We start from the raw sequence: 17439 nt of genomic DNA, 5'->3' as shown, positions 1-17439 counted from the left end.
TCGCCGTGGATCTCGACGCCTTGGCCGCGTCCGCCGCCCGCCGCGCGCTGCTCGGCGCGGCGCTCGCGCTCGCCCTCGGCATGGCCCCGGGCGCACGGGAGGCCGCGGCCGCAGAGCCGCTCGCCTGGGTGACACCCGACAGCGCGCGGGTCGTCTCGTGGACGGATGGCCCGGAGCAGGGCGCGCCTGCTCCGGAAGGGACGCGCGCCGCGCCCGTCGCAGCCGACCCGACCAGGCCGGTCGCGCTCACCCTACAGCAGCTGCTCCTCGTGCCCGTGGAGCCCGGCGACCGGCTGGAGGTGCGCGGAGAGGTCGCGGGCATCGGCCTCGGCTCCGGCGTCGGGGACACGCCGGACGTGATCACGTGGATGCCGCTGCCCCCGCTCAAGGGGGGGGCGCGCGACGTCGCGGTGCCGGCCTGGTCGAGCGCGCGCTTCGTCGCCGTGCGCGCGGCCGTCCCGCGCGGCGCGGAGAGCTCGCCGGTCGCGGTGCGGGTCGCGGCGCGGGAGAGCGCGCCGCTCGCCTGGTACCGCCTCGACGAGGACGTCGCCGCGTGGCTCGGCGGCCGCGCGCCCGCGCCGGCCACCGCGCCGGGCGAGGCGGGCGCGCTGCTCCGGTGGGTCGACGCCGCGCGCGCCGCGCTGTCGGCGCCGGGCGCCGCGGGCGCGCATGCCGCGCCGGCCTCCGCGCGCCTCGCGCCCGCCGCGGCCGCATGGCTCACCGCGCGCTACCTCGAGGAATCGCTGCTCCTCCGGCCGCTCGTCGAGCCTTACTTCATCGCGCGGGAGGTCGAGCTGCGCGGAGGCCGCGCAGGTCCCGATCTCCCGGCCGTCGAGCGCGCCACGCCATGGCGCTCGCTCGGGGCCGGGGCGCGGCTCGGGCTCCACGCGCCCGGCGCGGACGTGCTGCGCATCGCCCTCCGGCCGCGCGCCTACGGGGCGACGCGCGTCGTGATCCGCGCCGGCGGCGCCGTCGTGCGCGAGATCGCCTGGCGCACCGGGCCGCGGCTCGCGGACGCCGCGCGCTGGCGAGAGCCGCGGTGGATCCGGGTGCCGCTGCCGGTCGACGCGCGCGCGGCGACCGTCGACGTCGTCGAGGGAGAGATCGCCGTCGCCGCCGGCGGGTACCGGCAACGCGCCGGCGTCGCCGAGCTCCTCGCGCCGCAGCGCGACCGCGCCGCGCTGCTCGATCGCGCGGCGCAGCGCGAGCCGGCCGGCGATCGCGCGGCCCACGCCGAGGCGCCGCGGCTCCTCGCCGCCGCAGATCGGGCCGCCGCGCCGGACGCCGCGAAGGCCGCGCGTTATCTCGCAGCCCGGCCCGCCGTGCCGCCGCCGCTCCGGGCGCTGCTCCTCGCCGAGGCGGTCCGGTGGGCGCCCTCTCCCGCCGCGGCGTTCGCGCGCGCAGCGCAGGCCTACGCGGCGGCGCAGGGCGTGCCGGCGGCGAGCGCCGCTCCCCTTCAGCGCGCCGCCCTCGCGCGGCTCGCCGCGGCGCACGCCGACCCAGGCGCCGGGGCCGCGCCCTGGTCGGGGGCCGCCGGGGGGGCGGCGCGCGCGAGCACCGGCGCCGGGGCCGCGCCCCGGTCCAGCCCCGCCGGGGCGGCCGCGCCGCGCGAGCGCGCCGGCGACCGCGCGCACCCGGACGACGCCGCGGCCGTGTCCGCGCTGGGCGCAGCCCTGTCGCCGCCGCTCGATGGCCGCCGGCCAGCGGGCGCGCCGCTCGCGGAGCGCTACGCGCTCGGCCACGGCGACATCGAGAGCGCGGCGCCGCTCGCGCGCACCGCCTGGGCGCGCGAGGCCCCGTGGGACACGCTCGAGATCCCCGAGGGCGTCATCGCGTGGAGCTCGATCGCGCCGCCGCGCGACGCGCCGCCGCCCGGGGGAGCCGGCGCATCGCAGCGCGCCGCCGCGGACGCGCTCTGCGAGGCGAACGCGGCGTCCGGGCTCCGCTGGACGCTCCTCGACGCCCCGCGCGCGCAGCTCGACGTCGAGGCGCCGCCGGGCGCCCACGCGCGGGTGCTCCTCCGGAGCGCCGCGAGCGAGGTGGTCCGCGAGTCGTCGGTGCTCATCGACGGCACGCCGGCCGCGGTGCACGGCGGCGCCGGCCTCACCTCGGTCGTCGCGGTGGCGCCCGGGGTGCGCACCTTCGAGCGGCCGGCGGACGCGCCGCCGGTGCTCGCGCGCATCCCGCGCAGCGGGCGAGCTCCCTGCCGGTCGCTGCGCGAGATCGTGCAGTGGGCCCGGGTCGATGGCGCCGTGACCTTCGCGCTCCCCGACCCGGAGCGCGCCACGGTGGCGCGCGTCGTCCTCGCGCCGGCCGCCGTGATGAGCGAGGCGGCGCGAGCGCCCGGAGCGCAAGGGCAAGGCGCCACGGGGGGAGCTCCTCAGGCCGCCGGCGCGTCGCCCGCAGGCACGGGGGCGCCGCCCGCAGGCACGGGGGCGCCGTCCGCAGGCGCCGGCGCGCCGCCCGCAGGCACGGGTGCGCCGCCCGCAGGCGCCGGCGCGCCGCCCGCAGCCGGCGGCGCAGCGCGCGTGCTGCGCGTGAGCGCCGGCGCCGTCGTCCACGAGGCCTGGGTGCGCGCGGGCGCCACGGGATCCATCGAGATCCCGGTCCCCGTCGGCGCGGGCGAGCTGCGCGTCGAGACCGCCGCGCCGGCGCTGCTCCGCGCCGCCGTGCGCCTGCACCCTGCCGCGCCCGCCGCGCCGCGCGTCGTCAGGCCGGCGCGCCCGCCGCCCGGCGCGCCCGTCGACGGCACGCTCGATCAAATCCGGAGCGCCACGCGCGCCCTCCGCGCCGCGCCTTCGGCTGCCCGCGCGCCGCTCCACGCGCAGCGATCCGAGGCGCTCGATGTGCTCGGTTTCCCGGCGCTCGCCGCGCTCGATCGCGCCGCCGAGGACGACCTCGGGGACGCCGGGCAGCTCCCCGGCGCGCCGGCCGCGGGCGCGCCGCCGTCGACCGTGTTCGCCCTGCCGCCGGGCAGCCCGCCGGCGGTCGCGCTCGGCCTGCTCGCGCGCGTGCCGCCGCTCCCGCTGCCCGACGACCGCGCGCCCCTCGCTACCGCGCGCGCGGCCGGCATCGCCGGCGACCCGCGGCGCGGCGTCGCGCTGCTCGCCGGCCCCGCGGGCGGCAGCTCGGGCGCGGACGCGCTCCTGCTCGGCCTCCTCGCCGAGCGCTCCGGCGAGGCGCGGATCGCCGCCGACGCCTTCACCCGGATCGGGCTCGCCCACGGCTCCTCCGCCGCGCTCTCCCGCGCCGCGAACCTCGCCACCGACGTGGCCGCCGCCGCGCCGGCGCCCGATCGCCTGCTCACCCTGCGCGCCTTCGCGCTCGCCGAGCTCGCCGTGCAGGCGGCCGCCCGCGAGGCCGACGCGGGCCAGGGCGCGGCGCCGGCGTCCTCCGGGAACACCGCGCTTGCCGCCCCGGGCGCGGCGCCTCCCGCCGGCTCCGCGCCGGCCGCGACGTCGCCGCCGCTCCAGCTCCCGCCGGCCGCCCTCGCGCGGCTGGCGCCGGCGACCGGCTGGGCCGTGCCGCCGCGCGCCGACGCCACGGCCGGCACCGCCACGCTCGAGATCCGGGCCAGGGCCGAGCGCGATCTGCCGCTCCGCGTGCGGGTGCGCCGCGCGCTCGTCGACGCGCCGGAGGCGTCGCTCCTCATCACCGACGGCGCGCGCGCCGAGTTCCGGCTCGACCGCGCCGCCCCGGGCGCGATCGTGCTCGACGGCGTCTGCCGGGCGCTCGACCGCGAGGAGACCCCCTGCGCGTTCTCGATCACGCTCGACGGCGCGCCGGTCGCGTGCTCCGCGGCGTCGGCGCCGACGGCTGCGTCCGCGCCGATGACCGGCCGCTGCGTCGTGCAGGTGCCCAGGGGCAGCCACCGCATCGAGGCGCGGCCTCCGGCGGATCGGAGCGTCCTCGGCTGGATCCGCGCGACGGCGGCCGGTGCAGCGCAGCCCTACTCGGGCCGCGTCCTCTCGACCTGGAACGACATCGACCCGGCCCGCCCCCTGGAGCTCGCGTTCGTCGGCCCGACGGTGGTGCGCATCCGCGCCCGCGCCGCCTACGAGTGCGCCGCCACGCCCCGCGCGCGCGCCGCGCTCGCGGACGGCGGCGACCCGGCCTGCCATCCCGAGGTCGCCGCCGCCACGCCCGCCGGCCAGCTGCGCTTCTCGGTGACACCGCTCGACGTCGCGGCCGACAGCGGTCCCCCCGGTGCGGCCCCCCCCGGCGCGCCCGGCGCGGCCTCCCCCGACGCGCTGGAGGAGGGGACGATCGCGCTCGACGCCTCCGAGGACCGCGAGGCGCGCCGCCTGGGCGTCACGCGCGAGCCGTTCTTCTGGCTCGGCGGCGAGGTCGAGTCCCGCGTCGCCGTCCTCCCCGAGGGCCCGCACGTGCTGCGCGTCGCCTCGCCCGGCGGCAGGGCGCTGCTCCGCGTCGAGCTCGCCGTCGCCGCCGGCGCGCCTCGCCCGCGCGTGCCGCCGCCCGCGCCGCCGTCGCCCGCGCCCTTCGCGCCCGCCGACGAGCCGCTCCGGCCGGCGCCCCCGGTGGGAGAGGACCCGGACGTGGGGCCGCTCTCCGTCGGCGCCTACGCGCGCCTCGTCGACAGCGAGCTCACGGAGGAAGATCTCCGCCTGCCGCTCCGCTTCCTCGAGCTCGGCGTCGACGTGCACCGCGAGCTCATCGAGCGGCGCGCCTGGGTCGCGGCCGCGGGGTTCGGGCGCCTGCGCGACGGGCCGGAGAGCTTCGGCGCCGAGGCGCGCTTCGATCTCGGCTCGAGCGGCTGGGTCCCCGGCGTCGCGCTGAGCGGTCGCCTCGTCCTCCAGCCGGGCGCCGGGGGCGCGCTGGGTGGCAGGGCGAGCGCGAGCGCGTTCTGGTCGGTCCCGCTGGGCGAGCTCACGCTCTCGCCCTGGGCCGGCTTCACGCTGCTCGCGGTCGACGAGTCGCTCCGGGGCTTCCCGGGCGCCGACAAGGACATCTTCACCCCGTACGCCGCCGAGCACCGGACCCAGGCCTCGCTCGGCGCGCGCCTGCGGCACCGGCCGTTCGTCGACGCGCTCGTCACGGCGGGCACGTCGCTGCGGCTGAGCCCGGTGCCGTCGACGCTCGACCGCATCGACGCGACGCTCGATCTCGATCTGCTCCCCGGCCGCGGGCTGTTCCCGTGGATCCAGCTCGGCTGGCTGGCGAGCTACCGGCCCGAGAACGAGACGCGCGACGAGGCGTTCCTGCGTGACGCGTTCACCGCGGGGCTCACGTTCTGGAGCTGGCTCTCGCGCGGACACCGCGTGTCCCTGGGCGCTGAAGGGACGTTCCTGTTCGACATCCCGAGCCCCGCCGAGACGTCCCCCCGCCTCTCGGCGCTGCTCTTCGCCCGCTACGACACCACCGCCGGCCGCGGCCTCCGCGACTTCCCGCCGCGCGCGACCCCGTTCCGTGACCGGCAGGAGGAGGGGAGCGGGAGCATCGAGCGGGAGCGGCCCGCGGTCGAGCCCTCGTGGGAAGACCCATGAGACATGTCGTGAAGTAGACCAGGCGTGCAGTCCACGTGGTCTTGCGCAGCCGGCGGAGACGGCGTCGACCCCTCCCCGCGCCCCGGGGGCGTCGAGTTTGTCACTCCCCCAGCTGTCCGGCGCCACGATACTCTCGGCGAGCTACGAGGTTTCTCGCCGGAACGTATGACAGTCGAGCTGATTCAGGCAATCGTTCGCCAGACCACTGTCCTCATCGCTCAGCTGGCGACCTCGGGGGGCTGGCGTGCCCCGCTGGCCCAGCTCGCGGACCAGGTGTTCCAGGACCTGGCGACCGAGCTCGAGCGACAGGGAGTCAGCCGCAAGGTGGGCGCCGACATGTTCGGCATGGGGCTCCGGAGCTATCAGCGACGGGTCCGGCGGATCACCGAGAGCTCGGTCGAGCGCGGCCGCTCGCTCTGGGAGGCCGTGCTGGACCACATCCGCCGCCGGGGGATCACGCCGCGGGCCGAGATCCTGCGGGCGTTCGCCGCCGAGGATGATGTCCTGCTGCGCGGGGTGCTCTTCGACCTCTGCGAGAGCCGCCTGATCTTCCAGGCGGGGCAGGGAGCTCAGGTGGTGTATCGCGCGGTGTCCGACGACGAGCTCGGCGCGCTTCGCGCGATTCGCTCCGGCGAGGGCGTGGACGAGCTCGTCGTGGCGATCATCTATCGGGAGGGCCCGCTCACGCGCGACGATCTGGCGCAGCGGACGCACATCGATCGTTCGGAGCTCGATGGCGCCCTGAAGCGCCTGGTGGAATCGGCGCGAGTCGAGCGGACCGGTGAAGATGCCGGAGCGACGTACAGCGCCGCGAGCCTCTACGTGCTGCTCGGCTCGCCCGTGGGGTGGGAGGCGGCGATCTTCGATCACTACCAGGCGATGGTGAAGACCATCCTGTGCCGGTTGCGCGAGGATCGCACCGCGCCCGGCCTCGCCGACCGCGTCGGGGGGAGCACCTATACCCTCGACGTGTGGCCCGGCCATCCGCACGAACAGCGGGCCTACGAGACGCTGGGGCGCCTGCGCGCCCAGCTTGTCGAGCTGCGCGAGCAGATCGAAGCATTCAACGCGACGCACGAGACGCCGGACAGGTACACGCAGGTCGTGCTGTACGTCGGACAGTGCTTGATCCAGCAGGACATGGGGGGCGGCGATGAGGCCTAGTGGGGTCGCGACGGCGTGCCTCCTCGCGGGCGTGACGGGCGCGGCGCTGCTGGCCCCGGCCTGCAAGGGCGTGGGCCCTCAAACCGGGAGCGAGACCAACTTTCTCACGAGCTGCGATGCCAGCTGCGGGGACGGTCTCGCCTGCATCTGCGGCGTCTGCACGCGCGCCTGTTCGGTCGCCGACGAATGCACGGGGCTCGCCTCCGGCGCCGAGTGCGTGGCCGTGGCGGAGCGGCCTACCGAGGCGGCGTGCGCCGCGACCGAGAGCGCTGCGTTCTGCGATCTCTCCTGCAGCGATGATGCCGCCTGCGAGTCGCTCGGTGAGCCGGGCGGCGCGCCGTTCCGTTGCCAGGGCGGCTTCTGCCGAGCGCCCGGCGGTGGCGGCACGGCGACCGCCTGCCCGGTCACCACCCTCGCGCCCGGCGACAACGACCGCACGGTGACGGTCGGGGACACGACCCGCAGCTACGTCGTTCGCCTCCCTGCGAGCTACACGGGGGCGAGCCCCATGCCGCTGGTGCTCGATTACCATACGCTCGGCGGGACCCCGGCGGCGGAGGCCGAGGCCTCGGGGTACCGCGAGCTCGCCGAGAGCGAAGGATTCATCGTCGCGTGGCCGCAGGGCATCGACGGCGCGTGGAACATCGGTCCGTGTTGCACGACGTCACGCGACGTCGACGACGTGGGGTTCGCGCGTGCCCTGGTCCAGCAAGTCCAGACGGAGGCGTGCGTCGACGTCAAGCGGGTCTATGCCGTGGGCGTCGCGAACGGCGGCGGGATGGCCTACCACCTGGCCTGCAACGCGGCGGACGTCTTTGCCGGAGTCGCTCCCAGCGCCTTCGACCTTCTGGCCGAGTCGGAGCAGCCCTGCCAGCCGGCGCGGCCGGTGACCGAGATCTCGTTCCGGGGTACCGCGGACGTGCTGGTGCCCTACGAGGGCGGAGCTCAGCAGGCGCCGAACGGCGCGAACATCACCTTTCTCGGCGCCGTCGGCACCTTCGAGCGGTGGGCCGAGCTGAACCGGTGCACGGGAACCCCGAGCGCGGCGGACAGCAACGGTTGCTCGACCTACTCGAGCTGCGCGGGCGGCGCGGAGGTGACGCTGTGCACAACGCAGGGCGGCGGCATGGCCTGGGGGAGCCCCGAGATCGGGTGGGCCACGCTGAAGCGGCATTCGCTGCCGTGAGCGCGTAACGGACGACATTTCCCTGCCTCTCCTCTGTGTCCTCTGGGGTTCATTCTCGCTCTTCGAGCGGATCGGTGCCCCCTTCAGAACGGCACGCACGGCGTGACCTCCCTCATCAACGGAGCCGCTCGAGCTCGCCCTTCACGGCCGCGAGGCGCGCCTCGCGCTGCGCCCCGAGCTGCTCGACGCGGCGCCGGGCGCCGGACAGCTCGTCTTCCAGCGCGAGGATGCGGACGACCAGCGGATTCGCGCCCGCCGGCGAGCCGCTCTTGTCGCCGAGCGCCTCGAGGTGCTCGCGCAAGCGCGCGAGATCGCTCTCGATCCGGTCGATGCTCGAGCGCTTGGCCGCCGTCTCCTTGTCGGTCCGCTCGACGTCCTCGAACAGCCTCGCCGCGGCGCCCAGCGTGAGGCGGTCCGCGGCGGACAGCGCGGCGAGGTCGGACTTCTCCCGCAGCACGCGCGCCGACAGCGAGCGCACGCCGACCGAGCGCTGGAGCGCCTCGTCGAGGGTCACCTCGCGCTCCAGCTTGCTCCGCGGCGCGACGCGCAGGACGCCGAGCGGCTTCTCGCTCGCCTCGTCGAAGTCGACCTCGTCGAAGCCGCGCACGCTGGCGTTCTTCACGATGTCGAGCGCCACGTAGACGCGCCGCTCCTGGCCGCCGCGGTTCTCGACCGCGTACCTGCGCCTGTGCTTGCGGACGAAGTGCTCCTTCAGGGCCTCGCCCTGGAAGACGAGCTTCTGCGTGACGTCCTCCGCGCGCCGGTCGGCTGCGAGGAGCTCGACGTCGAGATCGGCGCCGAACAGGAGGAACGCGCGCTCGCCCGGCTTGAGGCGGGGGAGCGCCGTCTCCCCGGCGAAGCCGCTCGCCTCGTAGACGGCGATCGGCCCCGCGGGCAGCGTCTGCCGGGTCGTGTTCGCGAGCCGCGCGCCGCTGCGGCCCCGCTCCTCCTCGCCGCCGAACCACGTGAGCCGCTGCGTCTCGACGTCCTGCTGCGTGAAGGGGACGAGCGCCGAGCCGTGGGCGCGCAGGTGGAGCCCCCCGGCCAGCCGGTACGTGAACAGCGCGCCGTTCTCGACGCCGGCCGCCTGCGCCAGGTCGGCGAGGTTGCCGATGCTGAGGACCTCGCTCTCGCCGGTGCTCCCTCAAGGGGAGCGCCGGCGGCGCGTCCGGCGAGGCCGCGGGCGACACGTGACATCCGGCGCTCAGCGCGAGAATGCAGAGCGCGACGGCTCGACGGCGAGCCGGGGTCAGACTGACCAGCATGCGTGTCATGACACCTCGGGGGGCGTCGAGGTTCCCGGGCGCCGGGTCGACGCGCCTTCCCGCGGCGGGAGCGCTCCGGGGGCGCTCCTCGGGCCGGGGGGCGGGGCCATTTGACCGGGGAGGCCTGCGCGTGGGAGAACGCCCGGTCCTCGGCCGATGACGTTCGTCCCGCTGCAGCCGCCCGATCTGCCCCCCATCCGCGCGCGGGGGACGCCGCGCTGCCGCGGCTGCGGTTTGCCGCGATCGATGTGCCTCTGCGCCGCGCTGCCCCGGCTCGCGGTGCGCACGCGCGTCGTGCTGCTCACCCACCGGATCGAGCGCACGAGGAGCACCAACACGGGTCGGCTCGTCGCGCGCCTTGTCGAGGGCGCGGAGGTGCGCGTGCGCGGCGAGATCGAGCCGCGGCCGCGCCTGCCGCTGCCGGAGGGGCGCCGGCTCGTGCTGTTCCCGTCGCCCGGCGCGCGCGCCCTCTCGCCCGACGACGCGCGCGGCGAGCCGGTGGTGTTGCTCGTCCCGGACGGCAGCTGGAACCAGGCGCGCCGGGCGGTTCACCGCGATGCGGACGCGCAGGGCGCCGAGCCGGTCACGCTGCCGCAGGGCGCGCCGAGCCGCTACGGGCTGCGGCGCGCCCCGCGCGAGGGCGCCCTGTCGACGCTGGAGGCCGTCGCGCGCGCGCTCGGCGTGCTCGATGGCGCGGCGGTCGAGCGGCGGATGATGGAGGCGTTCGACGTGTGGGTGCACCGCGCGACGCGCGTGCGGCTCACCGGAAAGCTGGAGGACGGGGCGGCGGGCCGGGGAGAAGGCGACGGCACCGAGGTCCTCGTGGGGCGGGAGCTCGACGGCTCGGAGAGCGGGTGAGCGTTCGCGCGCCGGTCACCGGAAGTTCTGCACCGCCCAGACGCTGCCATCCGGGAAGGTGTGGAATCCGCAAGCCACCTTTGTGTACTCGGTGTTGCTCATGTTGAGGTAGTGGCCGTGGGCATTGAAATCCTCGCCGGGCCCCTCGTCCCACATGAGCTGCAGGCACGGGACGATCATGGATTCGGGGGGGCCGCCCCAGCCGGGGCATTCGTTCTGAGCTCGCTCGTCGCAAGCGCCGAACGCGCCGTGCGGCTTGTTGGCGTTCCCGTCGGACTCGGACTCTCCATCGGAGCACGACTCCGCCTCGCTCCAGCGCGCCAGGGGAGGCAAGCCGAGCGTGGCGCGGTGCTGGTTGATCGTATCGACGCACAGCTGCGCCGCGCCGGTCGAGCCGCCGGAGCCGCCGGAGCCGCCGGTGCCGCCGCCGCCGGTGCCGCCCGCGGGTGAGCCGCCGGAGCCGCCGGAGCCGCCGGAGCCGCCGGAGCCGCCGGTGCCCGCGGTGGTCGAGCCGGCGCTGCCCCCGGTGCCCGCGGTGGTCGAGCCGTCGCTGCCCCCGGCGCCCGCGGTGGTCGAGCCGGCGCTGCCCCCGGCGCCCGCGGTGGTCGAGCCGGCGCTGCCGCCGGCGCCCGCGGTGGTCGAGCCGCCGGTGCCGCCGGCGGGTGAGCCGCCGGTGCCGTCGCTGCCCCCTGCGCCCGCGGCGGTCGAGCCGCCGGTGCTGGTGGTCGGCCCGCCGCCCGGCGGTCCGTTATCGCTGCCGACACCGGCGCCGCTCGTCGGGCCGCTCTCTTCGCCCTCGGTCAGCACGCTGCCCAGCTCGCCAATGCAGCCCGACAGCACAGAGGCAATGAACGTCGCGGCGAGCGCGATGGTGCATGAGCGCGTCGAAGTATCAAGCATCTGCCGAGTCTATGAGGCTTTGGATTCACGCTCAACGTATACCGATCATGCTGCACTTTTGCATGCTGAGAGCGGTTCAGGCGCAGTCGGTGAGCTTGCAGCGTTTCTGTGCGGAGAGAAGCGTCGGTGTCGCACAGGGGTGTGTTGGTCGGCTTTCAATTCCAGTCGGGCGGGATAATGCCGACTGGTTGAGGCGAAGAGAAACGCGCCAAGATGCCAGGAGAAGAGATCTTTCTTCTTCTCTTGGCGTCCTTGGCGCCTTGGCGGTTCAATCCGCTTCCGCTGGAGGATGACGAGCGCACCACGACGCCCATCACGGCGCGCCGCGCCTCCGCTGGAGAAAGACGATCAGCGCCCCGGCGAGCGCGTTCGCCACCATGAGCGAGTTCGTCGCCACGAAGACCCAGTTCCCGACAAGCCAGCTGTAGACGACGAACCCGGTCGAGGCGGCCAGCTGGCCGAGGAAGAGCCACCTGGAAACACCCTCGCTCGTCTTGCTCTTCCACTGCTTGTGGACCTGCTTGCCGACCGTCAGGACGAGGATGACGGAGCTGATCCAGCCGATTGCTTCCACCATGGTCGACCGCCGAACTGCCGCTCGCGGGTCCCGGGTCGGCGCGCCGCGCGCCGCCGCGAACACAAGAAGAAGAGCCGCGAGGGCAGGGAGGGCACAGGGCCTCCGCCGCCCCGCGCCCTCGCCTGCCTCCGCGGCTCAACCCCGGTCTATCGCGCTCCCGCTCTCCGCCAGAGCTGGCCCCGTCAGCCCAGGTTCGCGCCGTTCGCGTGCCTCGCGTGCCTCGCGTGGCTCGCCCTGTCCGCGGATGTCTTCTTGTAACCCGCCGGGAGGAGCGCCTCGTAGCCCTCGGCCAGCCGCTGCTCGAACTCCGCCTTCATCGCCTTGCCGAGCTCCGTGAGGCGCTTCTCGTCGATGGCCTTCTCGACCTTGGGGAAGAGCTCCTTCTCCTCCTCCTCGACGTGGTGCTGAATGAGCTCCTTCAGCGTCGTCACGCGAGCCTTGAACGAGATGTCCTCCGGGTCCGTCGCGAGCAGCCGCTTCAGGGCGAGCTCGGCGATGGCGTGCTCCTCGTAGCTCTCGAGGATCAGGTCCTCCTTGACCTGCCGCACGGCGGGATAGAAGCGCTCCTGCTCGATCGCCATGTGCGCGACAAGCTCGTTGGCGAGCTCGGCGAGCAAAGGCGCCGGCTCCGACTTGCCGCCCTCGAGCTGCTTGAAGAGAGACTCCACCTTGCGATGCTGCTTCTCGAGCAATGACGTTGCTTTCATCTTCCTGCCTCCACCCTGCGAGCCGCGCCTCGGCGCGGCCGGGTCTTTGGGGTTCACGAAAGGCCGCGGAGGATCTCGTGCATCTCGCGCGTGGACCCTCCGGTCGGATCTCCTCGCAGCGCAGCGCAACGCGCGGTGGGGGCGAGCGGCCTGGCCCAGCCGCCACCGCGCGAACAGCAGGAGACCACCTCGGCGCTGCGCGCCCCTCTGCCGGCGCGCCGGTCCTCGACCAGCGCGCCGGCAGACGAGGCCGGCCCTGCTAGTCCGTCTTCTCCTCGACCTTGTCGCCCGCCTCCTCGGCGGCATCACCGGCCGACTCCGCCGCGTCCTTCGTCTCGTCCTTGACGTCGCGCGCAGCGTCGTCCACAGCCTCGCCCGCCTTCTCGGCCGGCCCCTCCGGCTGAGGCTTGCTGCCACCGCAACCCACGATCACCATGCCGCCCAAGAGCAGCGACAGATACACTGTTTTCACGGTACCATCTCCTCCGAGATCGAGCGCGACCGGCGGCGTCTACCCCCGGGCGCGTTCAGCGGTTCTCCAACGACCCTCGACGCTTGCTTCAGCTTCTTCCGCCCAGCAATGCCCGGGCCAGCAAGGATCAAGCACCCGCGCGTACTCCTCCGCGCCGCGCCCGCGCTCCGGAGCGAAAACCCTGAGACATATCGCCTCGACCGTGGCGTCCTGCGACGCGCAACGGCCGCTCGCTCGCCGGGGGCGCGGCGCCCCGCGAAGGCGTTCAGCGCAGGCGCCGGCGAGGTCCCGCGCCGCGGCGCGGGCGCATTCGCTTGGCCTCGGCGCGGATCGGCGCAAGACTCCGCCCTGGAACGCGACATGATCCACGACATCGCCCGCGCGCTCAGCGCCATCTTCACAGGCGAGCGAGCCCGCCTGCTGCACGTGATCGTTCCGGCGCACGTGCACGGGCACACGCTGGCGCTGCTGCGGGCGCTCGGCGAAGCAGGCCCGGCGCCCCGTCCCGTGTGGGTCCTGGCCGACCCCTTCTACGGGCCCAGCCAGGGCTGGGCCGCCCGCGAACGCGCGCTGGCGCGCGAGCTCGGCGCCCCGGCGATGCCCGGTGATCCCACGGCGACGCCCGAGCCCGGGCCCCTGCGCGAGCCGCTCGACGCGTTCGCGGGCGCCCTCGCGGCCCACCTCGCCGCCCGCGCGCCGGACGCGGGCGCCGTCGTGGTGCTCGCGCCACAGCACATCGACGATCCCCGCGCGTATGCCCGCGACGTCCTCTGGCTCGCGCAGGGGCCCGAGCTCGCGCTCGTGCGCTGGGTCCTCGTCGATCCGGTCCACTCGAGCGTCGGCGACCTGCTCGCGCGCTTCGGCGACGGCGCGTCCCGCGTCGTGTGGCCGGAGGCCGACAGCGCGGCCCTGGTCGATCTCGAGCGCCTGCTCACCGATCTCTCGGCCCGCGGGCAGCGCCTCCCCGTCGACCTCGAGAACCGTATCGCGCCCGACTCCCCCCTTCGCGCTCCGGAGCTCCTCCAGGCGCGGCGCCTCCTGCATGAGGCCGACAAGTGCTTTCACGCGGGACGGCACACCGAGGCTGCGCAGCTCCAGCAGCAGGCCGAGGAGATGCTGATGGGCCGCGGGCTCGGCGAGGAGGCGATTCACGTCGCCATGCAGCGCGCGCGCTCGCTGATCGGCGCGGGCGTTGTCGACGAGGGACATCGGGTGTTCATCGCCGCGCTGAAGGAGGCAGAGCGGCGCGGGCTGTTCGCGATCGTCCCCGAGGCTTATGCCTCGCTCGGCAGCCTGCACAGCAAGCAACGCCGCTTCCTCGACGCGTCGGAGGCGTACGCCCGCGCCGGAGACCTCGCGGACCGCCGCGGCAGCCACCAGTTCGCGGCGGACATGCACCGCTGCTCCGGGCACGCGGCGCTGAACGCCGACATGCCGGACGCCGCCGCGAAGTCGTGGCGGCGGGCCTTCGAGCTGCTCGGCTCCGCGGCGCCGACCGTCGGCGCGCTGGAGAAACCCCAGCAGATCGTCATCCTCGGGCTCGCCCTCGCCGACGTCTTCGAGACGCACGGCAACCTGCCCGCCGCGCGCGGGCTGCGGGGCCACGCCGAGGCCATCGAGACCCGCAACCCGCGGCGCTCGGAGACGTGGAGCTGACGCCGGGCTCCGCCTGACGAGGTGCGGTCTCCTGACGAGGTGCGGTATCCACGGCGCTCCCGCGAGGGGAGCCGCGTCGCTGACGCGGCGGGCTCCGGGGCTCGTCGGGCGGTGACGCGCGAAGGAGAGCCCGGGGTCAGCTCGCGCCGGAGCGCTCGGCGACGAGGAGCCGTGTGTTGGCGGCCGGGTTGGACGAGGCGATGGGGGCTCCGAACTGCCGGGCCCAGTCCTCCCCGCCGGTGTCGCGCAATGCGCGGAACCCGGCCCGCTCGACCTCGGCGAGCATCACCTCGCGCCGGCGGAAGCCGACGAGCGGCTCGCTCCAGATCCGCGCGATCAGGCTGCCAACGAGGCCCAGGCGGCGCCGCGCCTCGGGCTCCATGTAGTTCACGAGGAGGACGCTGCCCGGCGCCGAGGCGTCGGCGAGCGACCGCAGCGTCGCCCGGAGCGCGTCGTCCGACAGGTACATCACGACCCCCTCCCATATCCACACGGTGGGCTCGTCCGGCCGGTGACCGGCCGAAAGGAGGCACGTGGCGAGCGCGTCGCGCTCGAAATCGACCGGCACGTACGTCAGCTTCTCCACGACCGGCGACAGCCCCGCTGCCTTGCTCTGCTTGAACGCCTGTGTCGCCGGGTGATCGATCTCGAAGAAATGAGTCGCCGAGAGCGCCTTCATCCGGAATGCGCGCGTGTCGAGGCCGGCCCCCAGGCTCGCGACCTGCCGGCACCCGAGCGCCACGGCGCCCTCCAGCTCCACGTCGATGGCCCGCACCCGCAGCGGGACCGAGGAGAGCCGGGCCAGGATGCGCGCGCGCTTCGCGGGGGCCATGCGCCGGAGCTGCCGCGCGATCAGCGTCAGCGCGGCGCTCCACCCGCGCGACAGGAGCCGGTGCACGACGGGGTCCTCGAAGCCCGGCACATCGGTGAGGCCCTGGTCCGCGAGCGCCCGGATGAGCGCGACAGTGGCGGCGGTCTGGCTGGGACGACGCTCACGCATGCCTCGTGAATAGCGTCAGCCGCCGACATTTCAATGCGCGAGCGACGCCGAGCGACGCCACGGAAGCGCGCTGCCGAGACGTGCGCGGTGATCCGACCCGCACGTGATGCAGCCTCGCGCAAGTCCCGCTAGGCTGCGCCCCCCCCCATGACCTCTGAGGCCATTCTCGCGCTCGTCATTCTCGGGTTCGCGATCGTCCTGTTCGTGAGCGATCGCTTGCGGCTCGACGTCGTGGCGATGATGTCCTTGCTCGCGCTCACGATCTCCGGTGTCAGCACGGTCCCGGACGCGCTCGCCGGGTTCTCGAACCCCGCGGTGCTGATGATCGCCGGCCTGTTCATCGTCGGGGCCGCGCTGACCGACACGGGGGTCGCCGACTGGCTGGGCCAGCGCCTGGAGCGCTTCGCCGGCGGCGGGGAAGCTCAGGTGACCGTCGTGGTGATGGGGGCGACGGCGCTCCTGTCCGCCTTCATGAGCTCCACGGGGACCGTGGCGATCCTCCTGCCGGTCGTCGGGACGCTCGCGCTCCGCCGCGGGATCGCGCCGGCGCGGCTCTTCATGCCCGTCGCGTTCGCGGCGCACCTCGGGAGCAACCTCACGCTCATCAGCACCCCGCCGAACCTGCTCGTGAGCGAGGCGCTCCGCGAGGCGGGGCGAGCGCCGTTCCGCTTCTTCAGCTTCACCGTCCCCGGCCTCGTCGTGCTCGCGGTCGGCGCGGCGTACGTCGTCGCGATCGGTCGCCGCGCGCTGCCCAGCAAAGGAGACAGGGGCGAGGCGGGCGCGCCGCGAGCGCTCTCGCTCGACGACCTCTCGATGGAGTACGGGCTCGGCAGCGCCCTGCGCGCCGTGCGCGTCGCGCCCGGCGCGAGCCTCGCCGGCCTCACGCTCGGAAAGGCGAACCTGCGGGCGGACTTCGGCGCCACCGTGGTGGGCATCGCGCGCCCCGGGCCCCACGGCCTCGAGGCGCAGCGCGTGGTGCCGCAGGCGGTGTTCGCCGTCGGCGACGAGCTGCGCCTGCTCGGGAGCGACGCGGCGATCGCGGCGATCGCCGATCGCTTCGGGCTCGAGGCGCTCTCGGCGCGGCCCGTCTTCTCGCTGCCGCCCGAGGAGTCCCTCGCCGAGGTGGTGCTGCCGCGGCGCTCCGGCCTGACGGACAAGACCCTGAGGGAGGCCAGGTTCCGCGACCGCTACCGCGCGAGCGTGCTGTCGATCCGGCGGGGCGACGGCTGGCTCCCGGTGTTCGATGCCACGCCCGAGCTGCGCGATCTCAAGCTCCGCGCCGGCGACACGCTGCTCGTGAAGGGGCGGCTCAAGCACCTGAAGAACCTGCGCGACGAGCGGCGCGATCTCGTGCTCGTCGCCGAGCCCGACGCGCGCGGCGACGTCCTCGTCGATCGCGAGCGCGCCGTCGTCGCGGTGTGCATCACCCTGGGCATGCTCGTCTGCATGGCGTTCGGGTGGCTGCCCAACGTGATCGCCGTGCTGCTCGCCGCGCTCCTCCTCGTGCTCGCGCAGTGCGTGCGCCCGGTGGACGCCTACCGCGCCGTGAACTGGGAGAGCGTCGTGCTCATCGCCGGCATGGTCCCCCTCGCCGCCGCGCTCGAGCGCACCGGCGCGATGGGGGCCGCCGTCTCCGCCGCCGAGGGGCTCCTCGCGGGGGCGCGCCCCACGGTGGTCCTCGGCGTGCTCATGCTCTTCACCTCGGCCATCGGCATGGTCCTCTCGAACACCGCGACCGCCGTGCTCATGGCCCCCCTCGCGGTCCGCCTGGCCGGCGCGCTCGGCCTCACGCCGGAGCCGCTGCTCATGGGGGTCGCGTTCGCGGCCTCGGCCGCCTTCGCGACGCCGATCGCCTCCCCGGTGAACATCCTCGTCATGGGACCCGGAGGCTATCAGTTCAAAGACTTCACCCGGGTCGGCCTGCCGCTGCAGCTGCTCGTGCTGGCGACCGCCTTGATCGTCGTCCCGCTCGTCTGGCCCTTCTGATCGCGGGTCAACGCTCCTCCGTCGCGCTTCGCCGGGGGACTGCCGCCCGCGGAGGACGCGAGAGCGTTGCGGCTGTCGTGTCATGTGATCTCGGACATCTCCCCGCTTTCCGGGCACAGGCACGCTCCCGTCTCGCCTGCCTTCGCACGGCGCCCGCCCGACAG

13 protein-coding genes are annotated in these 17439 nt (G+C 75.2%); 7 read left to right on the top strand and 6 right to left on the bottom strand.

Going from position 1 to position 17439, the window contains the following annotated elements; all coding sequences use genetic code 11:
* The first annotated feature begins 5 nt into the window (after positions 1–5).
* The 3 genes from WMF28_RS37315 (at position 6) to WMF28_RS37305 (ending at position 7854) form a co-directional block, all read left to right on the top strand.
* A complete protein-coding gene (locus WMF28_RS37315; protein WP_437598324.1) occupies positions 6–5504 on the top strand; it encodes a hypothetical protein in 5499 nt (1832 codons plus the stop codon).
* Between the two features lie 165 nt (positions 5505–5669).
* Positions 5670–6668: a hypothetical protein gene (locus WMF28_RS37310; protein ID WP_437598323.1), complete on the top strand. Its 999-nt coding sequence runs from the start codon at positions 5670–5672 to the stop codon at positions 6666–6668.
* The gene (locus WMF28_RS37305) at positions 6658–7854 is read left to right on the top strand and encodes an alpha/beta hydrolase family esterase (RefSeq protein WP_437598322.1); all 1197 of its coding nucleotides are present in this window, start codon (positions 6658–6660) and stop codon (positions 7852–7854) included. The genes WMF28_RS37310 and WMF28_RS37305 overlap by 11 nt, the downstream gene beginning before the upstream one ends.
* 115 nt (positions 7855–7969) lie before the next feature.
* Here the strand turns inward: WMF28_RS37305 and WMF28_RS37300 are convergent, their stop codons facing one another.
* Positions 7970–8491: a hypothetical protein gene (locus WMF28_RS37300; protein WP_437598320.1), complete on the bottom strand. Its 522-nt coding sequence runs from the start codon at positions 8489–8491 to the stop codon at positions 7970–7972.
* Positions 8492–8542: 51 nt separating this feature from the next.
* Here WMF28_RS37300 and WMF28_RS37295 point away from each other — a divergent pair, with 51 nt between their 5' ends.
* Positions 8543–9112 (top strand): hypothetical protein, encoded by a 570-nt coding sequence (locus WMF28_RS37295; RefSeq protein WP_437598319.1) that lies wholly within the window; start codon positions 8543–8545, stop codon positions 9110–9112.
* A 163-nt stretch (positions 9113–9275) separates the two neighbouring features.
* Positions 9276–9977: a tRNA-uridine aminocarboxypropyltransferase gene (locus tag WMF28_RS37290; RefSeq protein ID WP_437598318.1), complete on the top strand. Its 702-nt coding sequence runs from the start codon at positions 9276–9278 to the stop codon at positions 9975–9977.
* Positions 9978–9992: 15 nt separating this feature from the next.
* Here the strand turns inward: WMF28_RS37290 and WMF28_RS37285 are convergent, their stop codons facing one another.
* The 4 genes from WMF28_RS37285 to WMF28_RS37270 form a co-directional block, all read right to left on the bottom strand.
* Positions 9993–10877 carry a CAP domain-containing protein gene (locus WMF28_RS37285; protein WP_437598316.1) on the bottom strand — a complete coding sequence of 295 codons (885 nt, stop codon included), beginning with the start codon at positions 10875–10877 and terminating at the stop codon, positions 9993–9995.
* A 313-nt stretch (positions 10878–11190) separates the two neighbouring features.
* Positions 11191–11454 (bottom strand): hypothetical protein, encoded by a 264-nt coding sequence (locus tag WMF28_RS37280; protein ID WP_437598315.1) that lies wholly within the window; start codon positions 11452–11454, stop codon positions 11191–11193.
* Between the two features lie 182 nt (positions 11455–11636).
* Positions 11637–12161 carry a hemerythrin domain-containing protein gene (locus WMF28_RS37275; RefSeq protein WP_437598314.1) on the bottom strand — a complete coding sequence of 175 codons (525 nt, stop codon included), beginning with the start codon at positions 12159–12161 and terminating at the stop codon, positions 11637–11639.
* Between the two features lie 259 nt (positions 12162–12420).
* Positions 12421–12633, bottom strand: a complete 213-nt coding sequence (locus tag WMF28_RS37270; RefSeq protein ID WP_437598313.1) for a hypothetical protein — start codon at positions 12631–12633, stop codon at positions 12421–12423.
* 360 nt (positions 12634–12993) lie between these two features.
* On the opposite strand from WMF28_RS37270, the gene WMF28_RS37265 reads away from it, so the two are divergent.
* Complete coding sequence (locus WMF28_RS37265) at positions 12994–14289, top strand: hypothetical protein (RefSeq protein ID WP_437598312.1); 1296 nt, start codon at positions 12994–12996, stop codon at positions 14287–14289.
* A gap of 136 nt (positions 14290–14425) precedes the next feature.
* Here the strand turns inward: WMF28_RS37265 and WMF28_RS37260 are convergent, their stop codons facing one another.
* The gene (locus tag WMF28_RS37260; RefSeq protein WP_437598310.1) at positions 14426–15289 is read right to left on the bottom strand and encodes a class I SAM-dependent methyltransferase; all 864 of its coding nucleotides are present in this window, start codon (positions 15287–15289) and stop codon (positions 14426–14428) included.
* Positions 15290–15436: 147 nt separating this feature from the next.
* Between WMF28_RS37260 and WMF28_RS37255 the strand changes: the two genes are divergently transcribed.
* Positions 15437–17275: an SLC13 family permease gene (locus tag WMF28_RS37255; protein WP_437598308.1), complete on the top strand. Its 1839-nt coding sequence runs from the start codon at positions 15437–15439 to the stop codon at positions 17273–17275.
* Positions 17276–17439 lie beyond the last annotated feature (164 nt).

This window comes from Sorangium sp. So ce590, assembly GCF_051521365.1.
Lineage (GTDB): Bacteria > Myxococcota_A > Polyangia > Polyangiales > Polyangiaceae > Sorangium.
Note: the sequence above shows the minus strand (reverse complement) of the source record. Positions and strands in the feature narration are given on the sequence as shown.